At 68.9% G+C, this 24,823-nt stretch carries 26 protein-coding genes; 15 read left to right on the top strand and 11 right to left on the bottom strand.

Annotated features, from left to right (window positions below; all coding sequences use genetic code 11):
- Positions 1 to 35: 35 nt before the first annotated feature.
- The 3 genes from JM664_RS08580 to JM664_RS08570 are packed head-to-tail and all read right to left on the bottom strand — an operon-like array spanning position 36 to position 3,827.
- Entirely contained in the window at positions 36 to 362 is a 327-nt protein-coding gene (locus tag JM664_RS08580) for an RNA-binding S4 domain-containing protein (protein WP_406675786.1), read from the bottom strand.
- Between the two features lie 26 nt (positions 363 to 388).
- Positions 389 to 3,247 carry a helicase-related protein gene (locus tag JM664_RS08575; RefSeq protein WP_227419501.1) on the bottom strand — a complete coding sequence of 953 codons (2,859 nt, stop codon included), beginning with the start codon at positions 3,245 to 3,247 and terminating at the stop codon, positions 389 to 391.
- Positions 3,248 to 3,266: 19 nt separating this feature from the next.
- On the bottom strand, positions 3,267 to 3,827 hold the full coding sequence (locus tag JM664_RS08570) for a tetratricopeptide repeat protein (protein ID WP_227419500.1): 561 nt from the start codon (positions 3,825 to 3,827) through the stop codon (positions 3,267 to 3,269).
- A 71-nt stretch (positions 3,828 to 3,898) separates the two neighbouring features.
- Here JM664_RS08570 and JM664_RS08565 point away from each other — a divergent pair, with 71 nt between their 5' ends.
- The 3 genes from JM664_RS08565 (at position 3,899) to JM664_RS08555 (ending at position 5,488) form a co-directional block, all read left to right on the top strand.
- Complete coding sequence (locus JM664_RS08565) at positions 3,899 to 4,186, top strand: SCP2 sterol-binding domain-containing protein (RefSeq protein ID WP_227419499.1); 288 nt, start codon at positions 3,899 to 3,901, stop codon at positions 4,184 to 4,186.
- 4 nt (positions 4,187 to 4,190) lie between these two features.
- Complete coding sequence (locus JM664_RS08560; RefSeq protein WP_227419498.1) at positions 4,191 to 5,159, top strand: alpha/beta fold hydrolase; 969 nt, start codon at positions 4,191 to 4,193, stop codon at positions 5,157 to 5,159.
- A gap of 74 nt (positions 5,160 to 5,233) precedes the next feature.
- On the top strand, positions 5,234 to 5,488 hold the full coding sequence (locus JM664_RS08555) for a hypothetical protein (RefSeq protein WP_227419497.1): 255 nt from the start codon (positions 5,234 to 5,236) through the stop codon (positions 5,486 to 5,488).
- 30 nt (positions 5,489 to 5,518) lie between these two features.
- Here JM664_RS08555 and htpX read toward each other — a convergent pair whose 3' ends face one another.
- Positions 5,519 to 6,415: a zinc metalloprotease HtpX gene (gene htpX, locus JM664_RS08550; RefSeq protein ID WP_227419946.1), complete on the bottom strand. Its 897-nt coding sequence runs from the start codon at positions 6,413 to 6,415 to the stop codon at positions 5,519 to 5,521.
- A gap of 70 nt (positions 6,416 to 6,485) precedes the next feature.
- Entirely contained in the window at positions 6,486 to 7,355 is an 870-nt protein-coding gene (locus tag JM664_RS08545; protein ID WP_227419496.1) for a branched-chain amino acid aminotransferase, read from the bottom strand.
- 140 nt (positions 7,356 to 7,495) lie between these two features.
- Between JM664_RS08545 and JM664_RS08540 the strand changes: the two genes are divergently transcribed.
- Both JM664_RS08540 and JM664_RS08535 read left to right on the top strand, forming a co-directional pair.
- On the top strand, positions 7,496 to 8,005 hold the full coding sequence (locus tag JM664_RS08540; RefSeq protein WP_227419495.1) for a MarR family winged helix-turn-helix transcriptional regulator: 510 nt from the start codon (positions 7,496 to 7,498) through the stop codon (positions 8,003 to 8,005).
- Positions 8,002 to 8,700 (top strand): response regulator, encoded by a 699-nt coding sequence (locus tag JM664_RS08535; RefSeq protein ID WP_227419494.1) that lies wholly within the window; start codon positions 8,002 to 8,004, stop codon positions 8,698 to 8,700. Before JM664_RS08540 ends, JM664_RS08535 begins: the two co-directional genes overlap by 4 nt.
- A 35-nt stretch (positions 8,701 to 8,735) precedes the next feature.
- Here JM664_RS08535 and JM664_RS08530 read toward each other — a convergent pair whose 3' ends face one another.
- On the bottom strand, positions 8,736 to 9,413 hold the full coding sequence (locus JM664_RS08530) for a VPLPA-CTERM sorting domain-containing protein (protein WP_227419493.1): 678 nt from the start codon (positions 9,411 to 9,413) through the stop codon (positions 8,736 to 8,738).
- 252 nt (positions 9,414 to 9,665) lie between these two features.
- Here JM664_RS08530 and JM664_RS08525 point away from each other — a divergent pair, with 252 nt between their 5' ends.
- The 4 genes from JM664_RS08525 (at position 9,666) to dxs (ending at position 13,738) form a co-directional block, all read left to right on the top strand.
- Entirely contained in the window at positions 9,666 to 10,595 is a 930-nt protein-coding gene (locus JM664_RS08525; RefSeq protein ID WP_227419945.1) for a histone deacetylase family protein, read from the top strand.
- Entirely contained in the window at positions 10,595 to 10,849 is a 255-nt protein-coding gene (locus JM664_RS08520; protein ID WP_227419492.1) for an exodeoxyribonuclease VII small subunit, read from the top strand. Before JM664_RS08525 ends, JM664_RS08520 begins: the two co-directional genes overlap by 1 nt.
- A complete protein-coding gene (locus tag JM664_RS08515) occupies positions 10,846 to 11,706 on the top strand; it encodes a polyprenyl synthetase family protein (protein WP_227419491.1) in 861 nt (286 codons plus the stop codon). Before JM664_RS08520 ends, JM664_RS08515 begins: the two co-directional genes overlap by 4 nt.
- Before the next feature lie 100 nt (positions 11,707 to 11,806).
- A complete protein-coding gene (dxs, locus tag JM664_RS08510) occupies positions 11,807 to 13,738 on the top strand; it encodes a 1-deoxy-D-xylulose-5-phosphate synthase (RefSeq protein ID WP_227419490.1) in 1,932 nt (643 codons plus the stop codon).
- Positions 13,739 to 13,789: 51 nt separating this feature from the next.
- On the opposite strand, the gene JM664_RS08505 is transcribed toward dxs, so the two are convergent.
- The gene (locus JM664_RS08505; RefSeq protein WP_227419489.1) at positions 13,790 to 14,617 is read right to left on the bottom strand and encodes an SDR family oxidoreductase; all 828 of its coding nucleotides are present in this window, start codon (positions 14,615 to 14,617) and stop codon (positions 13,790 to 13,792) included.
- Between the two features lie 57 nt (positions 14,618 to 14,674).
- On the opposite strand from JM664_RS08505, the gene ade reads away from it, so the two are divergent.
- The 4 genes from ade (at position 14,675) to JM664_RS08485 (ending at position 19,333) form a co-directional block, all read left to right on the top strand.
- Positions 14,675 to 16,474, top strand: coding sequence for an adenine deaminase (ade, locus tag JM664_RS08500; RefSeq protein ID WP_227419488.1), 1,800 nt, complete (start codon positions 14,675 to 14,677; stop codon positions 16,472 to 16,474).
- 38 nt (positions 16,475 to 16,512) lie between these two features.
- Positions 16,513 to 17,952 carry an AMP nucleosidase gene (locus JM664_RS08495; protein WP_406675785.1) on the top strand — a complete coding sequence of 480 codons (1,440 nt, stop codon included), beginning with the start codon at positions 16,513 to 16,515 and terminating at the stop codon, positions 17,950 to 17,952.
- A gap of 135 nt (positions 17,953 to 18,087) precedes the next feature.
- Positions 18,088 to 18,378, top strand: a complete 291-nt coding sequence (locus tag JM664_RS08490) for an HU family DNA-binding protein (protein WP_227419486.1) — start codon at positions 18,088 to 18,090, stop codon at positions 18,376 to 18,378.
- Positions 18,379 to 18,442: 64 nt separating this feature from the next.
- The gene (locus JM664_RS08485; protein WP_227419485.1) at positions 18,443 to 19,333 is read left to right on the top strand and encodes a DMT family transporter; all 891 of its coding nucleotides are present in this window, start codon (positions 18,443 to 18,445) and stop codon (positions 19,331 to 19,333) included.
- On the opposite strand, the gene gltX is transcribed toward JM664_RS08485, so the two are convergent.
- Positions 19,323 to 20,648, bottom strand: a complete 1,326-nt coding sequence (gltX, locus tag JM664_RS08480) for a glutamate--tRNA ligase (protein WP_227419484.1) — start codon at positions 20,646 to 20,648, stop codon at positions 19,323 to 19,325. The two genes, JM664_RS08485 and gltX, sit on opposite strands and share 11 nt — an antisense overlap.
- Before the next feature lie 60 nt (positions 20,649 to 20,708).
- Here gltX and JM664_RS08475 point away from each other — a divergent pair, with 60 nt between their 5' ends.
- Positions 20,709 to 21,110 (top strand): metallopeptidase family protein, encoded by a 402-nt coding sequence (locus tag JM664_RS08475; RefSeq protein ID WP_227419483.1) that lies wholly within the window; start codon positions 20,709 to 20,711, stop codon positions 21,108 to 21,110.
- A 115-nt stretch (positions 21,111 to 21,225) separates the two neighbouring features.
- On the opposite strand, the gene wrbA is transcribed toward JM664_RS08475, so the two are convergent.
- Positions 21,226 to 21,819, bottom strand: coding sequence for an NAD(P)H:quinone oxidoreductase (gene wrbA / locus JM664_RS08470; RefSeq protein ID WP_227419482.1), 594 nt, complete (start codon positions 21,817 to 21,819; stop codon positions 21,226 to 21,228).
- A 104-nt stretch (positions 21,820 to 21,923) separates the two neighbouring features.
- A complete protein-coding gene (locus JM664_RS08465) occupies positions 21,924 to 22,232 on the bottom strand; it encodes an H-NS histone family protein (protein ID WP_227419481.1) in 309 nt (102 codons plus the stop codon).
- 465 nt (positions 22,233 to 22,697) lie between these two features.
- On the opposite strand from JM664_RS08465, the gene JM664_RS08460 reads away from it, so the two are divergent.
- A complete protein-coding gene (locus JM664_RS08460; RefSeq protein ID WP_227419480.1) occupies positions 22,698 to 24,140 on the top strand; it encodes an MORN repeat-containing protein in 1,443 nt (480 codons plus the stop codon).
- Between the two features lie 16 nt (positions 24,141 to 24,156).
- On the opposite strand, the gene JM664_RS08455 is transcribed toward JM664_RS08460, so the two are convergent.
- The gene (locus JM664_RS08455) at positions 24,157 to 24,819 is read right to left on the bottom strand and encodes an SDR family NAD(P)-dependent oxidoreductase (protein ID WP_227419479.1); all 663 of its coding nucleotides are present in this window, start codon (positions 24,817 to 24,819) and stop codon (positions 24,157 to 24,159) included.
- Positions 24,820 to 24,823: the final 4 nt, after the last annotated feature.

Genomic DNA, 24,823 nt, shown 5'->3' with positions numbered 1-24,823 from the left:
CTGGCTGTTGCCTCGCACTATGCGACCGCCGGTTGCTATTCAAGCGGCCTGCGCTTCGCAAGTATGGCATCGCGTCGCTCGTCCCGCTCCGGCCGGCCCTGCCGCGCCTCGGCTTCGGGCGGCGACAGATCGGTGTAGAGCGTGCGCGCCTCGGTCGCGGGGCCGCGCCGCTGGGCCAGCGCCTCGATCCGGATCACCCGCACGACACGGCCCTGCTGGAAGGTGAGCACGTCGCCGGGGCCGACGCTGCGGGCGGGCTTCGCCACCCTATTGCCGTTGACCCGGACATGGCCCGCCAGCACGACCTTGGTGGCCAGCGCGCGAGAGCGGAAGAAGCGGGCCTGCCAGAGCCACTTGTCGATCCTGACGCTGGCCGGCGGTGCCTCGCTCAGGACTTGTCCCTCAGGTTCATGAGGGCGGCGGCAAACGGGTTGTCCGGGTCGATCCGATCATTGCGTCGCGGCGGACGCGACTCGAAGTTGCGCGGCTTGTCCTTGGGCGCCTTGTCCTTGGGCGGCTGGCGCTTGCCCTTGGGCGGACCCTTGCGGCCGCGCCCGTCTTTCGCGTCGGCCGCGCGGCCCTTGCCGCCAGCGGCCGCGCTGGCCTCGCGCCGGCCGCCGCGCTTCATCCAGGTGAAGGTATAGTAGATCTCGACGCCCGCCTCCGGCTGCTCGGGCGCCGCCTCGGACGAAGGATCTGCCGGAGCCTTCGCCTCGGGCGGCTCCTCCTGCGATCCGTCGGCGGACTCCTCCTCCTCACGCGCAGCCTGTCCGTCCGCAGCCGTCGCGGGTTCCGCAGGCGGCGCGGCCTCCGGGCCATCCGCCTCGACCGGCTCGCCGACCGGAGCCTCCTCGGTCGCCGCCGGACGAACCGGCGCGGCCTTTGGCCGCTCGCCCCGCTCGGCGCGATAGCCGAGCCCCTCCATCAGCCGCGCGAACTGCTCCAGAGACAGGCCGGTGATCGACAGCATGTCCGCCGTCGCCTCGAACCCGCCGCGGCTGTCCCGGTTGCGCAGCATGTCGGCCAGCCGCTCCAGCATGTCGATGCGGATCGCCCGCTCGCCCGCCTGGCGGTAGCCCGACATCTCGTGATAGCCCGCCGGCGCGTCCTTGGCGGCGGGTATCGTCACGAGTCCGGGTGGCGGACTCTCTGGAAACTCGTCGTGTCCGTTGGCCAGCGCCCAGAGCACCAGCCTGAGCCGCGTGGGCGCGGGCTTTAGCAGGAGCGGCAGGAACACGGTGAACTGGCCGAACCGCACCCCATGCTTGCGCAGCGCCCCGCGCGCCTCCTGGTCCAGCTCCTTGACCTCGCCCGCGACCCGCTCACGCGGCAGGATGCCCAGAGCCTCGATCATCCGGAAGCCGAAGCCGCGCGCGAGGCCCGTCAGCGGCTCGTCCCGCTGGATCGCCAGCAGTGGCTCGAAAAGCGTCGCCACCTTGCGGTCGATGAAGTGCTGCAGACGGCGCTGCACCTTCTGCGCTACCTCCGGCCCCGCCTCCTCGTCGACGAATGCCTGCACCTGCGGCCTCAGCGGCTCCGGCCCGGGCACCAGCTTGCCGACGGCATGCTCGCCCCACATCAGGCCGCCCTGCTCGGTGTAGTCGAGCTCGGTGTCGGGCGCGTTGTAGAACCTGTCAGCGCGCAGGTGCATCTCCGGCCGCAGAGCCTGCAGGCTCGCCTGCCTCAGCGTCCGCGCCTCGTCAGCCGAGCCGCTGGCGTCCTGGCGGAAGCGAAAGCCCTCCAGCCGCCCCACGAACTGGTCCTCGACCGTCACCTCGCCCTTGTCGTTCACCTCGGCCAACAGGCCCTCCCTCTGCTTGAGCCGCCGCAGCAGGACGCTCGTCCGCCGGTCGACGAAGCGCTGTGTGAGCGCGTCGTGCAGCGCATCCGACAGGCGGTCTTCTACCGCGCGGGTCGCGTCGCGCCAATGTGATTCGTCCCGAACCCAGCCGTGCCGCTGGGCCACATACGTCCACGTCCGGATGTAGGCCAGACGCTTCGACAGGGCATCGATGTCGCCGTCGGTGCGGTCGATCCGCTGCACCTGCCGCGCCAGCCAGTCGTCCGGCACCCGCCCGTGCTGGTGCAGGAACCCGAAGATCCGCTCGAGCAGCCCGGCATGTTCGCCGGAGCTGATTCCGCGGAAGTCCGGGATCCGACATACGTCCCATAGCAGCCTGACCGATACCGGGTCCGACGCGCGCGCCCGCACCTCGGCGACCTCCGCCAACGACTTCAGCGCGCCCAGATCGTCCGCCTCGCGGGCGCGCCCCAGCCAGATGTCCTCGGTCGGCCGCTCCAGCGACACGATCAGACGGTCGAGGTTGCCGAAGTCCAGCCGCGGGTTGCGCCACTGCAGCCGGCTGATCGGCGTGAAGCGGTGCGCGGTGATCGCCTCCACCGTCTCGTCCTCCAGCGGCCGCGCCTCGCCCGTCACGCCGAAGGTGCCGTGATTCATATGCCGCCCTGCCCGGCCGGCGATCTGTGCCAGCTCGTTCGGCGCCAAGGGCCGCATCCGCCGCCCGTCGAACTTCACGGTGGACGAAAACGCGACGTGGTCGATGTCTAGGTTCAGCCCCATGCCGATCGCGTCGGTGGCGACGAGGTAGTCGACGTCGCCGTTCTGGTACATCGCCACCTGCGCGTTCCGCGTCCGCGGGCTGAGCGCACCCATGACCACCGCCGCGCCGCCCTTCTGCCGGCGGATCAGCTCGGCGATGGCATAGACGTTCTCGACCGAGAAGCCGACGATCGCGCTCCTCGGCTGCATCCGGCTGATCTTGCGCGCGCCGGAATAGCTCAGCGTCGAGAACCGCTCGCGCCGCTGGAACGTCGCCTCGGGCACCTGCGCCGCAATCGCCCCCCGCATCGTGTCGGAGCCGAGGAATAGCGTCTCGTGCAGGCCCCGCGCCCTCAGCAGCCGGTCGGTGAAGACATGCCCGCGTTCCGGATCGGCGCAGAGCTGGATCTCGTCGACCGCCAGGAAGTCGACGCCCATCCCCTCTGGCATCGCCTCCACCGTGCAGACCCACCAGGCAGTGCGCGGCGGCACGATCCGCTCCTCGCCGGTGACGAGCGCCACCACCGAGGGACCCCGCACCGCCACGATCCGGTCGTAGACTTCGCGCGCCAAGAGACGCAGCGGCAGGCCGATGACGCCCGTCCGGTGCGCCAGCATCCGCTCGATCGCGTAGTGGGTCTTGCCGGTGTTGGTGGGGCCGAGGACCGCCGTTATGCGTCCCGCCATGTCGAGCCTTTCGCGGGAACTAGAGCGTCTCGCCCATCGTGCGCCGTTCGAGGCGCTCCATCACTTCGTCGAGCTCGGGGTGGTTCGGCGTGATCTTCGCCACCTCCCGCCACGCCTCGAGCGCCGCGTCGTCCTCGCCGATCCGTTCGAGGATGATGGCAAGGCCGGACATAGCGCCGAAGTGCTGCGGATTGAGCGCCAGCGTCCGCCGGATGTCCTCCAGCGCCTCGCCGAAGCGCTCGGCCTGAAAGTACGCGGTCGCGCGGGCATTGTAGCCCTCGGCGAAGTCGGGAGCGTGGTCGATCAGCGCCGAGAAGTGCCCGATGGCAACGTCCCACTCCTGCGCCTCCATCGCCTCGCGCCCGCGGTCGAGCAGCAGGTCCATCGCGGGCGAGCCGCTCTGCGACCACTCCTCGTAGATCTTCTGCTCGATCGCCACCACGGCGTCGCCCTCCGCCGTCTTGAGCGCGGCGAAGAGTTCGTCGAGGTCGCGCTGCTGCGACGCGGCCGGACCGGCGGCCAGTCCCGCGCAGACAGATGCCGCAACGACGAGTTTGTGGATTTGTTTGAGAGCACCCATTATCGGCAGGAACGTAGCCGCTGTCCGACCGCTTTCCTAGGCCTCGGCAGTCACAATGCAGGAGCAACTTGATGAGCGACGTGATCGACCGCGCGGTGAGCGAACTGAACGCCAAGCTTGACGGAGGGTTCGACAACACCGCGAAGTTCGTGATCGAGGACGAGGGCACCGTCTTCGTCGACGAGAGCGGCGCGCGTGCCGGCGACGGCGACGCCGAGGTCACGCTGACCGCCGACGCCGAGACCTTCCGCCAGATCATCAACGGCGATCTCGATCCCACTGCCGCCTTCATGCAGGGCCGCCTCAAGGTCGACGGCGACATGGGTGCAGCCATGAAGCTCGGCGCCGCGCTCGGCTGAGATCGTGTCGGCGCCTTTCCATCTCTCGGTGGCCGAGGGGCCGGCGGCGGTGGAGGCCCGCTGGCTGACCGCCGCCGACGGCATCCGCATACGCGGCGTCGCCTGGCCCGAGGGCGAGGCGGGCACCATCCTGCTCTTCACCGGCCGCACCGAGTATGTCGAGAAGTACGGCCGCGCCGCAGCGGAATTCGGAGCGCGGGGCTATGCTGTAGCCAGCGTCGACTGGCGCGGCCAGGGCCTCTCGGATCGGGCTCTGACGGACGTGCTGACTGGGCACGTCGCAGATTTCGCCGACTACCAGCACGACGTGGACGCGCTCGTCGGCATGGTTCGAGAGATGGGGCTGCCGCGGCCCTTCCACCTCGTGGCGCACTCGATGGGGGGCGGCATCGGCCTCAGGTCGCTGCACCGGCGCATCGATGTCGCCTCGGCCGTCTTCAGCGCCCCGATGTGGGGGATCGGCATGTCGCCCTTCGCGCGACCGCTCGCGTGGCTGATGTCGTGGACGGCGCGCGGCCTGGGCCACGGCCACCGCTACATTCCGGGCACCAGCGCCGCCAGCTATGTCGGCGACGCACCCTTCGACGACAATCTTCTTACGACCGATCGGGAGATGTTCGACTACATGCAGCGGCAGACGGCGACGGTGCCCGAGCTGCAACTTGGCGGGCCGAGCATGTCGTGGCTGCTCGCCGCGCTGAACGAGACGCGGTCATTGCGCCGGCTGCGGCCGCCGGACGTCCCGACGCTGGCGATGATCGGCACCGACGAGGGCATCGTCGACCCTGACGCGGTGCGGGACCTGATGAAGCGCTGGCCGCGCGGCCGGCTCGACGTGGTGGAAGGTGCGCGGCACGAGATCATGATGGAGCGGCCGGACACCAGGCGCCGCTTCTTCGAGACCGCCTGCGATCATTTCAGGCGGCATTCCACGACGGGCTCGACAGTCGGGCGGAGCAACGCTGCACAGTGACGCAGGGCCGGCGGCGCGGGAACGCAAGCGGCCGGAGCCCCGTTCGTCCCTCACACAGCAACGGAGTCGGCGACATGTCCAAGGAAAAGCTCGAAGGTCGCCTGATGGGCCAGCGCAAGGTGCTGGCGCTCGTCATCGCCACACTGGCCTCTGGCAGATCCGCCGACGACCTGCTCGAACGCCTGGAGGAGCTTGAGAACTTCCAGGGCTACGACGAGGATCCGGGCGCCGTTCCGACCGAGGCCTTCGCCATCGAGGCCGCCCTTGCCGAGGAGGTCAGACTCATCGTGGAGGCGGCCCGCCGCGCCCGCAACGCTCCGGAAGGCTGAGACTTCTTCTGCGTGCCCTGCCAATCAACTTCAGCCCCACGGGCCGCGTCCGGCGCCCCTTCCGCGAGCTCCCGACTGAACGGCGTTTCCCATCTCGGCGGCCAGCGCCCGCAGTGCCGCGACGCGGTTCTCGGTCTTTGGGTGAGTCGAGAACAGCTTGTCGTAGCCATGCGCGTGCAGCGGGTTGATGATGAACATGTGCGCCGTCTGCGGATTGCGCTCGGCCACGTGGTTGTCGATCCGCGCGGCGGCGGACTGGATCCGCGTCAGCGCCGAGGCGAGCCACATCGGGTTGCCGCAGATCCCCGCGCCGATCCGGTCGGCCTCGTACTCCCGCGTGCGGCTGATCGCCATCTGCACCAGCGCCGCCGCCAGCGGCGCGAGCAGCATCATCGCCAGCGTCCCCACCAGCCCCATCGGGCTGTCCCGCCGGCCGCCGAAGAAAAGCGCGAAGTTCGCAAGCATCGCGATCGCGCCGGCGAAGGTCGCCGTTACCGTCATGATCGCCGTGTCGTGGTTGCGGATGTGCGCCAGCTCGTGCGCGATCACGCCCGCGACCTCTTCGCGGCTCAGCCGGCCGAGCAGGCCGGTGGTAACCGCGACCGCCGCTCTTTCGGGGCTGCGCCCCGTGGCGAAGGCGTTCGGCTGCTCCGTCTCGATCAGGTAGACCGCCGGCACCGGCATGCCCGCCCCCTGCGCCAGCTCCGCCACCATCGCGTGCAGACCCCAGCGATCACCCGGCGCCACCGGCCGCGCGTTGTGCATCCTCAGCACCATGCGGTCCGAGTTCCACCAGGTGAAGGCGTTCATCGCCGCCGCCACGACCAGCGCAATGATCGCCCCGCTGCCCCCGCCGAGCAGATAGCCGACGCCCATGAAGAGCGCCGTCATCGCCGCCATCAGAAGCGCCGTGCGCACGTAGCCCATCATCGCTCGGAACCCTCCTGGTCTGCTCCAGAAGGGGATATGTGCGGCGTCCCGTTCCTCGGCAAGCGCCTCAGGCGCGCACCAGCGCCTCGTATTCCTCCGCGATGTCGCGGGTGAGCTGCCCGACCTCGAAGCGGTAATCGCCGATCTGCCCCACCGGCGTGACCTCGGCGGCGGTGCCGGTCAGCCAGCACTGCTCGAAGCCCTCCAGCTCCTCGGGCATGATGTGGCGCTCGTGCACCTTGATCTGCCGGTCCTTGAGCAGCCCGATCACGCGCTGCCGGGTGAAGCCGTTGAGAAAACAGTCGGCCAGCGGCGTATGCACCTCGCCATCCTTGACGAAGAAGACGTTGGCGCCCGTCGCCTCGGCCACATAGCCGCGATAGTCCATCATAAGGCTATCGGAGCAGCCCTTGGCCTCGGCCGCGTGCTTGGACATCGTGCAGATCATGTAGAGGCCCGCCGCCTTGGCGTGGCTCGGGATCGTCTCCGGGCTCGGCCGCTTCCACTTCGAGATGTCGAGCTTGGCGCCCTGCATCTTGGCGTCGCCGTAATAGGCGCCCCATTCCCATGCAGCGACCGCCATCCGCACCGGGTTGCGCTTCGACGACACCCCCATGTCCGGCCCCGCCCCGCGCCACGCGACGACGCGCACATAGGCGTCGGAAAAGCCGTTCGCCTCCAGCACCGCGGCCTTCGCGTCCTCGATCTGGTCGACGCTCCACGGGATCGGCATGTCGATTGCCTCGCCAGACGCTAGCAGCCGTCCCGAATGCTCCCGCGACATGAAGATCCGGCCGCCGTAGGCGCGCTCGCCCTCGAATACCGAGCTCGCGTAGTGCAGCGCGTGGGTCAGGATGTGGACCTGCGCGTCGCGCCACTCCACCATCTCGCCGTCCATCCAGATCTTGCCGTCGCGATCGTCATAGGCCCCGGACATCGTCCCCTCCTTAACCGGATATTGCGCAACTGCGTCCGATGCGGACCTATTGTTGCGTTTTAGCCCGCATCCGCTAACAGCGAGGTCTTGGAATGTCAACAAGGCTGACGTAAGCTCGCACCCGCAGAAGGAGGCGGTACATGGCGGACGACGGCGCCGGTCGGCCGGGGGGCGAGAGCCTCCTGTTCCTGACCGACGAGCAGCTCAAGAAGGGGATCGAGGCGATGTTCTTCGCCTACCGCGGCTTCACCGCCGACCCCGACCGGATCCTTGCGCACTACGCCTACGGCCGGGCGCACCACCGGGCGCTGCACTTCATCAATCGCGCGCCGGGCACGACGGTGAACAACCTGCTCGCAATCCTCGGCGTCACCAAGCAGTCGCTCAACCGCGTGCTGAGGACGCTGATCGCCGACGGCCTCGTCGAAAGCCGCGTCGGCACCCGCGACAAGCGGGAGCGGCACCTGCATCTCACAGACAAGGGCCACGCCCTCGAGAGCGAGCTAAGCGACGCCCAGCGCGACCGCCTCCGCGCCGCCTACCGCGCCGCGGGGCCCGAGGCGGTGGCCGGCTTTCGCCGCGTGCTGGAGGCGATGATGGAGCCGGAGATCAGGCGCCACTTCCGGACGCTCAGGGAGGAGCGCGCGTGACGCCGAACGACCAGCACCTGCTTGTCGTCGACGACGACGAGCGGATCCGCGGCCTGCTGCAGACCTTCCTGCGCCGCAACGGATTTCACGTCACCACCGCCCGCGATGCCGCTCAGGCCCGGCGCCTGCTGGCGGGGCTGGAGTTCGACCTGATCGTGCTCGACGTGATGATGCCGGGCGAGGACGGCATCGCGCTGACCGCGTCGCTGCGCGAGGACCTCGCCACGCCGATCCTGCTGCTGACCGCGCGCGGCGGCACCGAGGACCGTATCGCCGGGCTCGAGGCCGGCGCCGACGATTATTTGCCGAAGCCCTTCGAGCCAAAGGAGCTCCTGCTCAGGATCAACGCCATCCTCCGCCGCGTGCCCGCGGCCGTCGAGGCGGTGGGACCAAAGGTGCTGCATCTGGGTCCGGTGCGCTACGACGTCGAGCGCGGCGAGATGTGGCAGGGCGAGAGCCTGATTCGCCTCACCGCCACCGAGAGCCACCTGATGCGTATCTTTGCCGCGCGGCCGGGCGAGGCAGTCAGCCGCACGCAGCTGGTCGAGGACCTGGGGCGTGACGAAAGCCAAGCGCAGGAGCGAGCCGTGGACGTGCAGATCACCCGCCTGCGCCGCAAGATCGAGAGCGACCCTCGCCAGCCGCGTTACCTCCAGACGGTCCGCGGCGCGGGCTACATGCTCGCGCCGGACTGAGCCGGGGCAGCCACATGGCCGCCCCGTCCGTTACCTTACTTGCGGAGTCGCCGCAGCCCCGCCAGCCCGCCCAGCGCGCCAAGCAGCAGCACGCCCGCCGCGGGCAGCGGGATCGGCGCCATCTCGTAGGTCGCCGTCGCGATCGGCAGCGAGGTGAGATAGCCGCCCTCCACCTCGGAGTCGACGCCGGCCAGGCTGTTCTCTATGCTGAATGTCTTGCCGGGCTGGTCGAAAGCCCCGTGCAGCACGTACTCCCTCAGGTTCAGCGGCGAGATGCTGGCCACTTGGTCAGGCGTCAGGATATACCTCTGGCTGAAGTTGATCATGCCGCCGGTCGCGTCCGGGAACGTCGCGAAGTCGTTCGGATCGTTGGTGGCATTCAGGAACACGCGAATGCCGCCGTAGAACGGCGCGCCCTCGGCCAGTTCGACATAGTCGTCGTCGTCGAAGATCGGGTTGTCCCGGTCGGGCAGGTTCGGCGGCGGGACTGAGTCGAGGTTCTGCCCGTTCTCGATCACGCCGTGGATGTGCTGGATATGCACCTGACCGGGCGCAATGCCGAAGCCGGTGCCGTCACTCTTTGCATCGACCGTCACCGTCAGCATGTTGCCGTCGATCGTGGCGGTCGTCGTGCCGAAAACGCCGGACTCGTTCAGTTCGGTGATCTTGCCAATATAGGTAACGGGCGCCGCGAAGGCGCCAACCGGAAGCAACGCGGCCAAGGCCGTCGCTGCAGCACGTTTACAGAAATTGTTCACTACTCACTCCCTTGTACTCTTGCTGGTTTCAGCCGCGATGATGCTAGCTTGCCGGCGTCGCACGTCCTGCCGCGGCGGCAGCCACGCGCCGCGCGGTGCGTGGCTCTTCAGGGTTTTGTCGAGTTACCGCAGGCACTTCCGGCGCGCCTGACGATCGCGTGACACGCCGCCTTGCCGTCGGACGTCGCGACGCCTAGCGTCGTGGCGATGACGCTGCTCTTCACCCACTCCGATTGCCTCGATCATGTGACGCCGCCCGGCCATCCGGAGCGTGTCGAGCGGATGCGGGCCCTTCAGGAGGCCCTGACGGACGAGCGCTTCGCCCTGCTCGACAGGCGCGACGCCCCCCTGGGCGCGGACGCCGACATCCTGCGCGTCCACCCGCAGAGCTACCTCGACCGCATCGTGCAGGCGCTGCCCGAGGAGGGCTGGACACAGCTCGACGCCGACACCCACCTTTCCCCCGGCTCCCTCGGCGCAGCGCGGCGCGGGGTCGGCGGCAACGTCGCGGCCGTCGACGCGGTGCTCTTGGGCGAAGTCCACAACGCCTTCGTCGGCTGCCGCCCGCCCGGCCACCATGCCGAGACCGAGACGGCGATGGGCTTCTGCCTCTTCGGCAACGTCTCGATTGCGGCGAAGCGGGCGCTCGATCACCACGGCCTCGACCGCGTCGCCATCGTCGACTTCGATGTGCATCATGGCAACGGCACCCAGGACCTGATGTGGGACGAGGAGCGCGTGCTCTTCGTCTCGACCCACCAGATGCCGCTCTACCCCGGCACCGGGGCAACGCACGAGATCGGCGCGCAGGGCAACATCCTGAACCTGCCGCTGGCGCCGATGACGGGCTCCGCCGAGATGCGGCGCACCTACGAGCAGGCGGTGTTCCCCGCGCTCGAGGAGTTCGAGCCGCAGCTCCTCCTGATCTCCGCCGGCTTCGACGCGCACGCCCAGGACCCGCTCGCCAACCTCAACTGGAGCACCGACGACTTCCGCTGGCTGACCGAGCGGCTCTGCGGCGTCGCCGCTCGCCACTGCCAGGGCCGCGTGGTCTCGACACTCGAGGGCGGCTATGATCTGCAGGCGCTCGCCGCCAGCGTTGCGGCCCACGTGTCGGTCCTGATGGAGAACACCTGATGCCGGATCAGCCGCAAGCCGCGCCAATCGACCAGATGAGCTTCGAGGACGCGATGGCCGAGCTCGAGCGCGTGGTGGACCGGCTGGAGCACGGCGATGTGGCGCTCGAGGAGTCGATCCGCCTCTACGAACGCGGGGCCAAGCTCAAGGCACATTGCGAGGCGCGGCTCAAGGCGGCGGAGGAGCGGGTCGAGGCCCTGACGCTCGACGCCGCCGGTCAGCCGAAGGGGACGACGCCGGTCGAGGGTCTGTGACCTTCGCCGACCGGCTGGCCGCCCACGCCGCCCGGATCGAGAGCCACCTTCTCGCAACGCTCGACGACTATCCCGGCGACGCGGTGGTCGAGGCAATGCGCTACGCCCTCCGGGGCGGCAAGCGCCTGCGCGGCTTCCTCGCGATCGAGAGCGCGGCGCTGCACGACGTCGCGCCCGCGCAGGCGCTGGCCGCCGCCGCCGCGGTCGAGGCGCTGCACGCCTACTCCCTCGTCCACGACGACCTGCCCTGCATGGACGACGACGACCTCCGCCGGGGTCGCCCGACGATCCACCGCGCCTGGGACGAGGCCACCGCCGTCCTCGCCGGCGACGCGCTGCAGACGCTGGCCTTCGAGCTCGCGGCCGACCAGCCGGACGCCGAGGTGGCGCGCGACCTCGTCCGCTCCCTAGCCCAAGCCGCCGGGGCGCGCGGCATGGTGCTCGGCCAGGCGCGTGACATCGCCGCCGAGCATGGTCCCCCGCTCGACCTCGACGCCGTCACAGAGCTGCAGGCCGGCAAGACCGGCGCCCTCATCCGCTGGTCCGCCGAGGCCGGGCCGCGCCTCGCCCGCGCCGACACCGGTCCGCTGTCCGCCTACGCCGATGCGCTCGGCCTCGCGTTCCAGATTGCCGACGATCTGCTCGACGCCACCGGCGACGCCGCCCTCGCGGGCAAGGCGGTCGGCAAGGATGCCGCCGCCGGCAAGGCCACCTTCGTCAGCCTGCTCGGCATCGACGGCGCCCGCGCCCGCGCCGCCCAGCTGGTCGATGAGGCCCACGCGGCGCTCGTGCCCTACGGCCCGCGCGCCGAAGCGCTGCGTGACGCGGCGCGCTTCGTGGTCGAGCGCCGCTCCTGACCTTCCCGCGCCCGCGATCGAACCGAAGCGAGGGTCACCGCGTTGTTCCCGGCCGCTCGCTGCGCTAGATCACTCCGCCAGCAGGCAACGCAAGGTTCCCATGGCCGACCGACCCTCGACCCCGCTCCTCGACCGCGTCCAGACGCCGGGCGACCTCGACCAGTTCTCCGACGGCGAGCTCAAGCGCCTGGCGGACGAGCTCCGAGCCGAGACGATCAGCGCGGTCAGCGTCACCGGCGGGCATCTCGGCGCCGGGCTCGGCGTGGTCGAACTGACGGTCGCGCTCCATGCCGTCTTCGAGACCCCGCGCGACAAGATCATCTGGGACGTCGGTCACCAGTGCTATCCTCACAAGATCCTGACCGGCCGCCGCGACCGCATCCGCACGCTCAGGCAGAAGGACGGCCTCTCGGGCTTCACCAAGCGCTCCGAGTCGCCCTACGACCCGTTCGGCGCCGCCCACTCCTCGACCTCGATCTCCGCCGCCCTCGGCTTCGCCACCGCGCGCGACCTGCAACGCGACAGCGGCATCGGCGACTGCATCGCCGTGATCGGCGACGGCGCGCTCTCCGCCGGCATGGCCTACGAGGCGATGAACAACGCAGGCCACGCGGGCCGCCGCCTGATCGTCATCCTGAACGACAACGAGATGTCGATCGCGCCCCCGGTCGGCGCGATGTCGGCCTATCTCTCCCGCCTCTACGCCGGCGCACCGTTCCAGGAATTCAAGGCGATGGCCAAGGGCGCGGTCGAGATGCTGCCGCCCCCCTTCCGCGACGGCGCCCGCCGCGCCAAGGACCTGCTCAAGCACATGACCATCGGCGGCACCCTCTTCGAGGAGCTCGGCTTCTCCTACGTCGGCCCGATCGACGGCCACGACATGGGCCAGCTCCTCCCTGTCCTGCGCACCGTCAAGGCGCGGGCCGATGGCCCGATCCTGATCCACGCCATCACCCGCAAGGGCAAGGGCTACGCGCCCGCCGAGGCCGCCGCCGACCGCGGCCACGCCACCTCCAAGTTCGACGTCGTCACCGGCACCCAGGCCAAGGCCAAGTCGAACGCGCCCAGCTACACCAAAGTCTTCTCGAACACCCTCGTCGACGAGGCCACACGCGACGATCGCATCGTCGCCGTCACCGCGGCCATGCCCGACGGCACCGGCCTCAACCTCTTCGCCGAGCGCTTCCCCGACCGCTGCTTCGACGTGGGCATCGCCGAACAGCACGGCGTGACCTTCGCCGCCGGGCTGGCCGCGGGCGGCATGCGCCCCTTCGCCGCGATCTACTCGACCTTCCTCCAACGCGCCTACGACCAGGTCGTCCACGACGTCGCGATCCAGCGCCTGCCCGTCCGCTTCGCCATCGACCGCGCCGGCCTCGTCGGCGCCGACGGCGCCACCCATGCCGGCAGCTACGACGTCGCCTATCTCGCGAACCTCCCCGGCTTCACCGTCATGGCCGCCGCCGACGAGGCGGAGCTCGTCCACATGGTCGCCACCGCGGCGCGCCACGACGACGGCCCCATCGCCTTCCGCTACCCGCGCGGCGAGGGAGTGGGCGTCGAGATGCCGGAGCGCGGCCAGCCGCTCGAGATCGGCAAGGGCCGCCTGATCTCCGAAGGCGGCCGCGTCGCCCTCCTCTCTTTCGGCACCCGCCTCGCCGAGGTCCGCGTCGCCGCCGAGTCCCTCTCCGCCCGCGGCATCACCCCCACCGTCGCCGACGCCCGCTTCGCCAAGCCGCTCGACCGCGACCTGATCCTCAACCTCGCCCGCCACCACGAGGCCCTCATCACCATCGAGGAGGGTGCCATCGGCGGCTTCGGCTCCCACGTCGCGCAGCTGCTTGCGGACGAGGGCCTCTTCGACCGGGGCCTCAGGTTCCGCTCGCTCTTCCTGCCCGACACTTTCGTCGACCAGGCCTCGCCCCGCGACATGTACGCGGTCGCCGGCATGAACGCCGAGCAGATTGAGGCGAAGGTGCTGGCTACGCTCGGCGTCCCGTTCGTCCGGGAAGTGCGGGCCGGAAACGTCTAAATTCTTGCAAGAAACGCCCTCGGGACTTGCACGAAGTTGCAAGATCGGGCGTCAGGACCGTTCGGTGGCCAACAGCGCCCGCAGGCCCTCACGGTAGGTCGGGTAGAGCAGGCTGACGCCCAGATCGCGCTTCATCCTGTCGTTCCGCACCCGCTTGGACTCGGCGTAGAAGCTGCGAGCCATCGGCGACAAGTCGGCCTCGTCGAACGGCACCTCGGCCGGCGGCGGCAAGCCAAGCAGGCCCGCCGCGTAGGCAAGCACGTCCTGCGGCGGCGCAGGCTCGTCATCGGCGACGTTCCAGACGCCGGGTGACGGCGCCAGCATCGAGGCGTGGAGGACCGCGGCGATGTCGTCGACGTGGATGCGGCTGAACACCTGACCCGGCTTGATGACGCTGCTGCGCCCCGCGCGCACCTTCTCGAAGGGGCCGCGCCCCGGCCCGTAGATCCCCGCGAGGCGGAAGACGTGGAGCGGCACACGGAGGCCGGCCCAGGCGGCCTCGGCCGCGACGCGACGCCGACCGCGGGTCGTGGCGGGGGTGAGCGGCGCCGTCTCGTCGACCCAGCCGCCCCCATGGTCGCCGTAGACGCCGGTCGTGGAGAGGTACCCGACCCAGATAGCGGACGACGCGGCGATGGCCTTTCCCAGCGTCGCCAGAACCGGATCCCCCTCCTCGCCGGGCGAGACGGACGTCAGGACATGGGTGGCCTCGGCGATGGCGTCCGCGAGATCCTCGCCCGGCCAGACCCGCATCTCGACGCCCGGTTCGGCCCGCGCGGTGCGGGACGTGCCGACGATGCGCCAGCCCTCCGCGGCAAGACGTTGGCCCAGGACGCGCGCAGAGTAGCCATGCCCGATCGACAGCAGCGTGCCGCTCATCCACGGCCCCGGTCGATTGTCACTTGAAGGCCGCAAGAGCACGTTACACAGTGTCGCATGACTTCTCTCCCCTTTAAAACATGGGCCGAGACCGCGCCGCGCCTGATCGACGTGGCGGCCGGACGCGCCCCGGCCGACACCGTGGTGCGAGGCGTCCGGTGGGTCAACGTGCATAGCCGCGAAGTGCTGGACGGGAGCGACCTTTCCATCGCGGACGGCCGCTTCGCCTGTTGCGGCCCCGACGCCAGCGCCATGATCGGCCCGCAGACCGAGGTGATTGACGGTGCGGGCCTGTTCGCGGTTCCCGGCCTCTGCGACGCGCACATGCATGTCGAGAGCGGCATGCTGACCCCCGCCGAGTTCGCCCGCGCGGTGATCCCGCACGGCACCACGACGATGTTTGCCGACCCGCACGAGATCGCGAACGTCCTGGGGCTCGATGGCGTCCGAATGATGCATGACGAGGCGCTGATGCAGCCCCTCAACATGTTCATGCAGATGCCATCCTGCGCGCCCTCGGCTCCCGGCCTCGAGACGACGGGGCGCGAGATTGGGCCGAAGGACGTGGCCGAGGCGATGACTTGGCCCGGCATCGTGGGGCTGGGCGAGATGATGAACTTTCCCGGCGTCATCGGCGGCAGCCAGCAGATGCTGGCCGAGATCGCCGAGACGCAACGGGCGGGCAAGACGGTCGGCGGGCACTACGCCTCGCCCGACCTCGCCGGGCTCAACGCCTATGCCGCGGGCGGCCCGGCGGATGACCACGAGGGCACGCGCGAGGAGGACGCGATCGCGCGGGTGCGGCAGGGGATGCGGGCGATGCTGCGGCTCGGCTCGGCCTGGTACGACGTGAAGGCGCAGATCACGGCGGTGACGGAGAAGGGCCTCGACCCGCGGAACTTCATCCTCTGCACCGACGACTGCAACGCGGGCACGCTGGTGCATGACGGGCACATGGACCGGGTGGTGCGGCACGCGATCGAGTGCGGCTGCGACCCGCTGGTGGCGCTGCAGATGGCGACCGTCAACACCGCGACGCATTTCGGGCTCGAGCGTGAGCTGGGCGCGATCGCTCCGGGGCGGCGTGCGGACCTGATCCTGACGGACGACCTGCGGACCCTGCCGATCCGCCACGTGATCGCCCGCGGCGTCACCGTCGCGCGGGACGGGGAGTGCCTGGTGGACTGCCCGCACTACGCCTGGCCAGACGCGGCGCGGCAGACGGTGCGCGTGGGCCGGACGCTGACACCCAGAGAATTCCGCGTGCCGGCACCCGAAGGGGCGGCGCGGGTGCGGGCGCGGGTGATCGGCGTGGTCGAGAACCAGGCGCCGACGCGGGCGCTGTCGCTCGACCTGCCGGTGCAGGACGGCGCCGTCACGCCGGAGGGCGATGTGGCGCGGATCGCGCTTGTGGAGCGGCACCGGGGGACCGGCGGCGTCACCAACGGCTTGGTCGGCGGCTTCGGATACCGGGGCCGGATGGCGGTCGCCTCTACCGTGGCGCACGACAGCCACCACATGATCGTCGTCGGCACCTCGGCGGCGGACATGGCCGCGGCGGCGAACCGGCTGGCCGAGGTGGGCGGCGGCGTCACCGTCTGGCGCGACGGAGCGGAGCTCGCACTGGTGGAGCTGCCGATCGCCGGGCTGATGTCCGACAGGCCCGCCGCCGAGGTCGCCGCAAGCGCGCGGGCAATGGGCGAGGCGCTGCGCGACTGCGGCTGCACGCTCAACAATGCCTTCATGCAGCATTCGCTGCTGGCTCTCGTCGTGATACCGGAGCTCAGGATCAGCGACCTTGGGCTGGTCGACGTGACGCGTTTCGAATTGACGGACGTGATTGAGGGGGTGGCATGAACGTTGCGGACCCGAACCTGCCGATCGTGACACCGCCGATGCCGGCGCCCGAGGCATTTGCCGACGCAGATGCCGCCGTCCGCCGCCTCTGCGAGATCTACGACACCTCCACCGCCTTCCTCGTGGAGAAGTTCACCGAGACTATCCGGAGCGGACGGCCCGGCGCCAAGTTCCGCGCCTACTATCCCGAGATCCGCTTCACCACGACGAGCTTCCAGATCGCCGACAGCCGGCTCAGCTTCGGCCACGTCACCACGCCCGGTACCTATTCCACGACGATCACGCGGCCGGACCTGTTCGGAAACTACCTGCGCCAGCAGATCGGGCTCCTGGTCGAGAACCACGGCGTGCCGGTCTCGATCGGACCGTCGACCACGCCGATGCCGGTGCACTTCGCGGTGGCGGGAGAGAGCGTGACTGTGCCTCAGGAGGGGGTGATGGACTTCCCCCTGCGCGACGCCTTCGACGTGCCCGACCTGACGACGACGCACGACGACATAGTCAACGGCTACGGGTTCCATCACGACGACGGATCGATGGCGCTGGCGCCCTTTACCGCGCAGCGGATCGATTACTCGCTGGCGCGCCTCGCGCACTACACGGCGACAAGCCCCGAGCACTTCCAGAACCACGTGCTCTTCACGAACTACCAGTTTTACGTCGACGAGTTCGAGGCCTACGCCCGTGGCGTGCTCGCCGATCCGGAAAGCGGCTACACCGCCTTCGTCGCGCCGGGGAACCAGGTCATCACGCGGCCCGACGACGAACTGGTGGTCCCGGCGAAGTTGCCGCAGATGCCGACCTACCACCTCAAGCGCGAGGCGGGCGCGGGCATCACGCTCGTCAACATCGGCGTCGGTCCGTCGAACGCCAAGACCGCCACCGACCATATCGCCGTGCTGCGCCCGCATGCGTGGATCATGGTCGGACATTGCGCGGGGCTGCGAAACAGCCAGCGGCTCGGCGACTTCGTCCTCGCCCATGGCTACCTGCGAGAGGATCACGTGCTGGATGACGACCTGCCGGTCTGGGTGCCAATCCCGGCGCTGGCCGAGATCCAGGTCGCGCTCGAGGACGCGGTCGAGGAGGTGACCGAGCTGCAGGGCTTCGAGCTCAAGCGGATCATGCGCACCGGCACCGTCGCCACCATCGACAACCGCAACTGGGAGTTGCGCGATCAGTCCGGCCCGGTGCAGCGCCTCAGCCAGTCCCGCGCCATCGCGCTCGACATGGAGAGCGCGACCATCGCCGCGAACGGGTTCCGGTTCCGCGTACCCTACGGCACGCTGCTCTGCGTCTCGGACAAGCCGCTGCACGGCGAGCTGAAGCTGCCTGGCATGGCATCGGACTTCTACCGCACACAGGTGGCACGGCACCTGCTGATCGGGGTCAGCGCGATGGAGCGGCTGCGGGAGATGCCTCTCGCCCGCATACACTCTCGAAAATTGCGCAGCTTTGAGGAGACGGCGTTCCTGTGACCTCATTTCTGCACAGAGACTAGTCCGATAAATGCGGATTCTGGACGACTAGGCGTTGTGCGGCTCCGGCAGTTTCCGTTTATATGCGGAAACAGCAAGATCAGTGAAAAACGGCGGAACGAGAGGAAGCGTACGATGGCGACGAAACCGATGACCAAGACCCAGCTCGTCTCGGCCCTGGCGGACAAAATGGGCTCGGACAAGAAAAGCGCGGGCGAGGCGCTGGACGCGATCAGCGCGATCATCACGGAGGAGGTCTCGAACGGAGGCGCCGTCACCCTGCCCGGCGTCGGCAAGATCTATTGCCGCGAGCGGCCGGAGCGGATGGTGCGCAACCCGGCGACCGGAGAGCAGATCAAGAAGGACGCCGACAAGGTGGTGAAGATGACGATCGCCAAGGCGCTGAAGGACAGCGTGAACGGCTGAACCTCGAGGGCAATCCAGACGGGGTCGCCTCAGGCGGCCCCTTTTTCGTTTCAGCGAGGCGGTCATGGACGTTCGCGCGGTGCTGATGGGTGTCGCCTTCGCGACGATGTGGTCCTCGGCCTTCACCTCGGCGCGCATCATCGTGGCGGACGCGCCGCCGCTCTCGGCGCTGGCGCTGCGCTTCCTGATCTCGGGCCTCATCGGAGTCGCGCTCGCGCGGGCGATGGGCGAGAGCTGGCGTCTGACGCCGGCGCAGTGGCGCGCCACCATCATTTTTGGCATCTGCCAGAACGCGCTCTACCTGGGGCTGATCTTCATTGCGATGCAGACGGTGCAGGCGGGGTTGGCGGCCATAATCGCCTCGACGCTGCCGCTCATAGTCGCGGCCGTCGGCTTCCTCGCCCTCGGCGAGCGGCTCCGCCCGCTCGGGGTGACGGGGCTGGTGGCCGGCCTCGCTGGCGTGATCATGATCATGGGCTCGCGGATCGGCGCCGGGGTCGACCTCCTTGGTGTCTTCCTCTGCGTGCTAGGCGCGCTGGCGCTGACGGTCGCTACGCTCTCGGTACGGGGCGCGACGTCGGGAGGGAACGTTCTGATGATCGTCGGGCTGCAGATGCTAATTGGTTTTGCGGCGCTGGCTGTGCCGGCGGCGTTCGAGACGCATGAAGTGCGGCTCTCGTGGCCCATGGTGCTGGCCTTCGTCTACACGACCCTGGTGCCGGGGCTGGCGGCGACGTGGGTCTGGTTCATGCTGGTGCGGCGCATCGGCGCTGTGCGGGCTGCGACGTTCCACTTCCTAAACCCGTTCCTCGGGGTCGCGATCGCCGCTGTGGTCCTGGGCGAGACGCTTCGGCCGCTCGACCTCGCGGGCGTCGCGGTCATCGCAGCCGGCATCTACGCCGTGCAGGTCTCCAAGACGTCGGCGGCGCGGGCGGCGGCGCGGGTCACGAGCTGAGGCGCGGCTTCGCCTGCATCAGCGCCATCACGGCCGCCATCTCGGGCCCGCGCGAGCGGCCGGTCACGGCGCGCCGCAGCGGCATGAAGAGTGCCTTGCCCTTGCGCCCCGTCACCGCCTTCACGCGGTCCGTCCATTCGCTCCAGGTGGTATCGTCATACGGCGGCTCGCCCAGCATTCCCAGCGCCTCGCCGACGAAGGCGCGGTCGGCGTCGTCGACCGTGGTGGCACGCTCGCCGGTCAGGATGCGCCACCATTCGGCCAGCTCAGCGCGGGTCTCGATGTTCTCGCACGTGACGTTCCAGAACCGCGGGGCGAGCGAGTCGGGCACGCCCAGCGCGCGGATCTCGTCCGCCACCGCCTCGTAAGGCTGGTGGTGGAGGTATCGCGCAGTCAGGGGACGCAGGTCGGCGACGTCGAACTTAGTCGGCGCGGCGCCGAAGCGGGTGATGTCGAAGCCCTCGACCAGCTCGTCCACCGAACCGCGCAGCTCCACCGGGTCCGCCGACCCGAGCCGCGCCATCAGGCTCAGCAGCGCCATGGGCTCGATTCCTTCGGCGCGCAGGTCGCGCAGCGCAAGCGTGCCCAAGCGCTTGGACAGCGCCTCGCCATGCGGACCCGTCAGCAGCGAATGATGCGCGAAGCGCGGCGGCTCGGACCCCAACGCGCGGATGATCTGGATCTGGGTTGCGGTATTCGTCACGTGGTCCGACCCGCGCACGATGTCGGTGACGCCCATCTCGATGTCGTCGACCGAGCTCGCGAAGGTGTAGAGCACTTGACCGTCGCCGCGGATCAGCACCGGGTCCGATACGCTCGCCGCGTCGATCGAGACGTCGCTGAGGATGCCGTCGGTCCACTCGATCCGCTCGTGGTCGAGCCTGAAGCGCCAGTGACCGCCGCGCTCTGCCCGGAGCCGGTCCTTTTGCTCGTCCGTCAGCGCCAAGGCGGCACGGTCGTAGACGGGCGGCCGCCCCATGTTGAGCTGCTTCTTGCGCTTGAGGTCCAGTTCGCCCGGCGTCTCGAACGCCTCGTAGAGCCGTTCGTCGCGTCGCAGCCGGTCGGCCGCCTCGGCATAGCGGTCGAGCCGCTTCGACTGACGCTCGACCCGGTCCCACGTCAGGCCCAGCCACTCCAGATCCTCCTGGATTGCGTCGACGTATTCTTCGCGCGAGCGCTCGGGATCGGTGTCGTCGAGCCGCAGGATGAAGGTCCCCTCGGCCTTGCGCGCGATCAGAAAGTTGAAGAGCGCGGTGCGCAGGTTTCCGACGTGCAGGTAGCCGGTCGGCGACGGGGCGAAGCGGGTGACGGTCATGGTCGGCCTCCTTGCGCGGATGCCCTTCCACAGGCGAGCGACTTTGTCCATATGGCGGCCATGGACTGGTCAGTTACCGCCCCCGATGCCGGTGAAATCGAGGCCTTGGCGCGCGCCGCGATCGCGGAGCTGCCGCCGGCCTATCGCGCCGCCGCCGACCGGATCGCGCTGCGGGTCGAAGACTTCGCCCCCGACGCGTTGCTGCACGAGATGGAGCTCGACGACGCGTTCGACCTCACCGGCCTCTACGACGGCGTCCCGCTGATCGAGAAGTCGGTGATGGACCAGCCGTCGCAGCCGGACACGATCTGGCTCTTCCGCCGGCCCATCCTCGACGAATGGGCCGGGCGGGGCGACGTGGATCTGTCCGACCTCGTCGCCCACGTCATGGTGCACGAACTGGCGCATCACTTCGGCTGGTCCGATGACGACATCGCAGCCATCGACAGGTGGTGGGAATAGCCGCGGGCAATTCAATCAAAGGCACGGTGTCGCCGCCGAAGTGCAGCGTGGCGACACCCCCCCACGATCATTGAGTTGCGGCATCCGTCGGCAAGGACGATGTGCCGCAGCCGGATCAGGCGACGAGCTTGCGGGTCATCTCCACGAGGCGGCGCGCCTGATAGGCGACGGACCTCTCGCCCGCGTCATCGAGCCCACCGGCATTGGTGGAGAAACCATATGGGTTTCCACCATCTTCAAACTTGACCGGATCGGTATAGCCCGGCGCCACGATGATGCAGCCCCAATGCATTGCGGTCGCATAGAGAGACAGGATCGTCTGCTCCTGCCCGCCATGAGTGTTCTGGGCGCTGGTCGTGGCGGTGAAGGTCTTGTTCCCAAGCTTGCCCTGCTGCCAGATCCCGCCGAGCGTGTCGAAGAAGGCCCGCAGCTGGCTCGCGCTCACGCCGTAACGGGTCGGCGCCGCCACGAAATAGCCCTCCGCCCATTCCATGTCGGCGTGACTGACCTCGGGGATGTCCTGCATGCTCGCAAGCTGCTTGGCCCTCGCCTCCTGCGACTGGACCACCTCGGCGGGTGCGGTTTCGGCGACTCGACGAAGGCGCACTTCGGCGCCCGCTTCCTCGGCGGCGCGGGCTGCAGCCCGCGCCACGGCGTAATTCGTGCCGTAGGTCGAATAATAGATAACGGCGATCTTAGGCTTGCTCATGCCTCGCTCCTCGGATGATCGTTTCCGCGGCGCGATCTAGCAGGCATGCGCAGCCAAGTCTTGTGCGGCTGTCGCCAGCCTTCCGTGCGCGAATGCGAGGAGTGTCAGATGCGCAATTCTTCCAAAGACTTGCCATCCTCGAGCATTTCCTTGACCCAACGCGGCTGCCTGCCGCGACCGGCCCAAGTGAGATCTGGGTTCTCCGGGTGGCGGTACTTCGGCACCGAAGCCGTGCCCTTTTTCCCACCACGCACGATCTCATTCAGGTCGACGCCGTGACGACGCGCAACCTCCTGCATTTCGATGAGCGCCTCCTTCTTCCGCCGCTCCTCATAGCTCGACATCGCCCTCTTCAGCTCCTTCTGGTGCCGCTGGAGTTCGTCGTAGCTCATCTTCTCGTAATCGACAGCCATCTCTTGCATTCCTTTTTATAGCTCCTCTGCCCGCCTCAGAATGTCATGCCCTCATCGCGGGATGAAGAGGGCATCACGTCTTATTGGCGACTTCCCGCTTGATGTAAAACAATCGTTCATCTTGTGAAGTGGGAAGGCATGTCTGATCGCCACCGGCCTCGTTAAAGTGATGAATTCCGTAACGGCAGCCGCTATGATTGAATATCGATGGCAGTCGAGTTGCCGACAATGCGTCTTTCGCGGGCCGTTACGTGCGTCGAGCCGCCACCGTCTTCGGCCGGAGCGCGAGGAATGTCGCGGCTCCGGCAACCGGAGCAAAGTCGTTGCGAGCGCGGCGGGCGTCCCGTAGGTTGACCGCGTTCATCACAACGCGACAACGGCGAAGACCGGGCGAGGCAAAACGTGCAGAAAATCCGCAGGATGGCGATGGCCGCCGCACTGACTTCGACCGTTGCGGTTGGAGCTATGGCGCAGGACGCCGACGCCGTGGTGACCAAGCAGTATGATGACGGTGGCATCTACGAAGGCACGTTCCGCGACGGGCGCCAGCATGGACAAGGCACCTACCGCCTGCCGAACGGCTATGAGTACAGCGGCGAGTGGGTCGATGGCGAGATCCGCGGGCAGGGCACGGCGCGCTTTCCCGACGGGTCGGTCTATGAGGGCGAGTTCGCCGAGGGCAAGCCGCATGGCAGCGGGCGCATCACGTTCGCCGACGGCGGCACCTACGAGGGCGAGTGGCAGGAGGGTGCCATCACGGGCACCGGCGTCGCCATCTACGCCAACGGCGTGCGCTACGAGGGCGAATTCCTCGACGCGATGCACCATGGCCAAGGACGGATGGAGAGCCCTGACGGCTATGTCTACGAGGGCGGCTGGGCCGACAACGTCAAGAGCGGCGAGGGGCGGATCACCTACCCCGATGGCGCGGTCTACGAGGGCGAGATGGCGGACGGCGTGCGCGAGGGACAAGGCGCCCTCACCATGCCGGACGGCCTGACCTATGTCGGCCAGTGGCAGGATGGTCAGATCCACGGCACCGGCACCCTGACGCAGGCCAACGAAGACGTCTACGAGGGCGAGTTGGTCGAGGGCCGGCGCCAGGGGCAGGGCCGCGTCACATACGCCAACGGCGACGTCTATGAAGGCGCCTTCGCGAACGACCGGCGCCATGGCGAGGGCACCTTCACCGGAGCCGACGGCTACACATACGTCGGCGAGTGGGCCGACGGCCGGATCGAGGGCGAGGGTCGCGTGACCTATCCCGATGGTTCGGTCTACGAGGGGCAGTTCGCCGACGGCGTCGCCCATGGCCAGGGACGGATCGAATATCCCGACGGCAATACCTACGAGGGGAGCTGGGTCGAGGGCGTGATCGAGGGCGAGGGCCGCGCGACCTATGCGAACGGCATGATCTACGAAGGCGGCTTCCAGGACGCCCGCAACCACGGACAAGGCGTGATGACCTACCCCGACGGCTATCGCTACGAGGGCGAGTGGGTCGACGGCCAGCGCGAAGGCGAGGGGCGCGCCACCTACCCCGACGGCACCCTCTACGAGGGCAGCTTCGTCGCCGGCGAGCGGCAGGGACAGGGCACCATCACAATGCCCGACGGCTTCACCTATACCGGCGGGTGGAACGCGGGCGAGATCGAGGGGACCGGCGTCGCCACCTATCCCAACGGCGACGTCTACGAAGGCGAGTTCGTCGCCGGCCGCCGGCAGGGCGAAGGTGTAATCCGCTACGCCAGCGGCGACGAGGTTTCGGGCACCTGGCAAAGCGGCGGCCTCGTGGCCGGCAGCGAGCAGGACCCGACGGAAGCTGATGAAGATGGGGAAGCCGAAGCCGCGGACGGTGCCGAACCAGCCGAGGACGGCGCAGAAGCCGAGACGGCGCCTGCCGAATAGTGCCCGGCCGCCGTCCTTACCACGGCACCGGCTTGCCCGAGTAGTCGTAGAAGCCGCCACTCTGCTCGGGCGTGAGGCCGTCCAGCACGTCGAGAAGGTTGCGCGCGGCTTCGTCGGGCTCGACGGTGCGGTGCCGGCCTGCGTAACGCGCCGTGAACTCGGTGGCGACCGTGCCGGGGTGCAGGGCCACGCAAAGTGCGTTCCGGTGAGTTCTGCGAATTTCGATCGCGGCGGTGTGCATCAGCTGGTTAAGGCACGCCTTTGAAGCCCGGTAAGAGTACCAGCCGCCGATGGCATTGTCGCCGATAGAACCCACCCTGGCGGAGAGTACCGCAAAAACGGCCCGGCGGTCGCTTGCGAGCAGCGGCAGCGCGTGCTTGAGCACCAGCGCCGGTCCCAGCGCGTTTGTTCGGATCTGCTCGAGGAACGCTTCCGGCGCCAGCGCTGAAAGCGCCTTCTCAGGCTCGCCCAGCGTCCCGGTAGCCACGAAGACGAGGTCGTATCCAGCGTCGAGACGGCCGAGCGCGGCCACCACTGACGCCTCGTCCGTCACGTCGAGCCCATCGCCGCTGCGCGAGAGGCCCGTGACCTCCGCTCCCCGATTTGCGAGTTCGGTCGCCAGGGCGGTGCCGATCCCGCCGGACGTCCCGATCACCAGGGCCCGTTGCGCCCCGCTCATCCGA

Origin of the sequence: Roseitranquillus sediminis, assembly GCF_016918935.1 — a bacterium.
GTDB lineage: Bacteria > Pseudomonadota > Alphaproteobacteria > Rhodobacterales > Rhodobacteraceae > Roseitranquillus > Roseitranquillus sediminis.
This window is presented reverse-complemented; position numbering and strand designations above follow the sequence as displayed.

What these genes read in the sequence shown, in the direction of transcription:
- JM664_RS08455 (WP_227419479.1), bottom strand. Translation starts at nt 24,819, where the DNA reads ATGAGCGGGGCGCAACGGGCCCTGGTGATCGGGACGTCCGGCGGGATC.
- JM664_RS08490 (WP_227419486.1), top strand. Translation starts at nt 18,088, where the DNA reads ATGGCGACGAAACCGATGACCAAGACCCAGCTCGTCTCGGCCCTGGCG.
- JM664_RS08565 (WP_227419499.1), top strand. Translation starts at nt 3,899, where the DNA reads ATGAGCGACGTGATCGACCGCGCGGTGAGCGAACTGAACGCCAAGCTT.
- ade (WP_227419488.1), top strand. Translation starts at nt 14,675, where the DNA reads ATGACTTCTCTCCCCTTTAAAACATGGGCCGAGACCGCGCCGCGCCTG.
- JM664_RS08495 (WP_406675785.1), top strand. Translation starts at nt 16,513, where the DNA reads ATGCCGGCGCCCGAGGCATTTGCCGACGCAGATGCCGCCGTCCGCCGC.
- JM664_RS08570 (WP_227419500.1), bottom strand. Translation starts at nt 3,827, where the DNA reads ATGGGTGCTCTCAAACAAATCCACAAACTCGTCGTTGCGGCATCTGTC.
- JM664_RS08520 (WP_227419492.1), top strand. Translation starts at nt 10,595, where the DNA reads ATGCCGGATCAGCCGCAAGCCGCGCCAATCGACCAGATGAGCTTCGAG.
- JM664_RS08485 (WP_227419485.1), top strand. Translation starts at nt 18,443, where the DNA reads ATGGACGTTCGCGCGGTGCTGATGGGTGTCGCCTTCGCGACGATGTGG.
- JM664_RS08545 (WP_227419496.1), bottom strand. Translation starts at nt 7,355, where the DNA reads ATGTCCGGGGCCTATGACGATCGCGACGGCAAGATCTGGATGGACGGC.
- wrbA (WP_227419482.1), bottom strand. Translation starts at nt 21,819, where the DNA reads ATGAGCAAGCCTAAGATCGCCGTTATCTATTATTCGACCTACGGCACG.
- JM664_RS08475 (WP_227419483.1), top strand. Translation starts at nt 20,709, where the DNA reads ATGGACTGGTCAGTTACCGCCCCCGATGCCGGTGAAATCGAGGCCTTG.
- JM664_RS08555 (WP_227419497.1), top strand. Translation starts at nt 5,234, where the DNA reads ATGTCCAAGGAAAAGCTCGAAGGTCGCCTGATGGGCCAGCGCAAGGTG.
- htpX (WP_227419946.1), bottom strand. Translation starts at nt 6,415, where the DNA reads ATGGGCTACGTGCGCACGGCGCTTCTGATGGCGGCGATGACGGCGCTC.
- JM664_RS08465 (WP_227419481.1), bottom strand. Translation starts at nt 22,232, where the DNA reads ATGGCTGTCGATTACGAGAAGATGAGCTACGACGAACTCCAGCGGCAC.
- JM664_RS08575 (WP_227419501.1), bottom strand. Translation starts at nt 3,247, where the DNA reads ATGGCGGGACGCATAACGGCGGTCCTCGGCCCCACCAACACCGGCAAG.
- JM664_RS08460 (WP_227419480.1), top strand. Translation starts at nt 22,698, where the DNA reads ATGGCGCAGGACGCCGACGCCGTGGTGACCAAGCAGTATGATGACGGT.
- JM664_RS08505 (WP_227419489.1), bottom strand. Translation starts at nt 14,617, where the DNA reads ATGAGCGGCACGCTGCTGTCGATCGGGCATGGCTACTCTGCGCGCGTC.
- JM664_RS08540 (WP_227419495.1), top strand. Translation starts at nt 7,496, where the DNA reads ATGGCGGACGACGGCGCCGGTCGGCCGGGGGGCGAGAGCCTCCTGTTC.
- gltX (WP_227419484.1), bottom strand. Translation starts at nt 20,648, where the DNA reads ATGACCGTCACCCGCTTCGCCCCGTCGCCGACCGGCTACCTGCACGTC.
- JM664_RS08525 (WP_227419945.1), top strand. Translation starts at nt 9,666, where the DNA reads ATGACGCTGCTCTTCACCCACTCCGATTGCCTCGATCATGTGACGCCG.
- dxs (WP_227419490.1), top strand. Translation starts at nt 11,807, where the DNA reads ATGGCCGACCGACCCTCGACCCCGCTCCTCGACCGCGTCCAGACGCCG.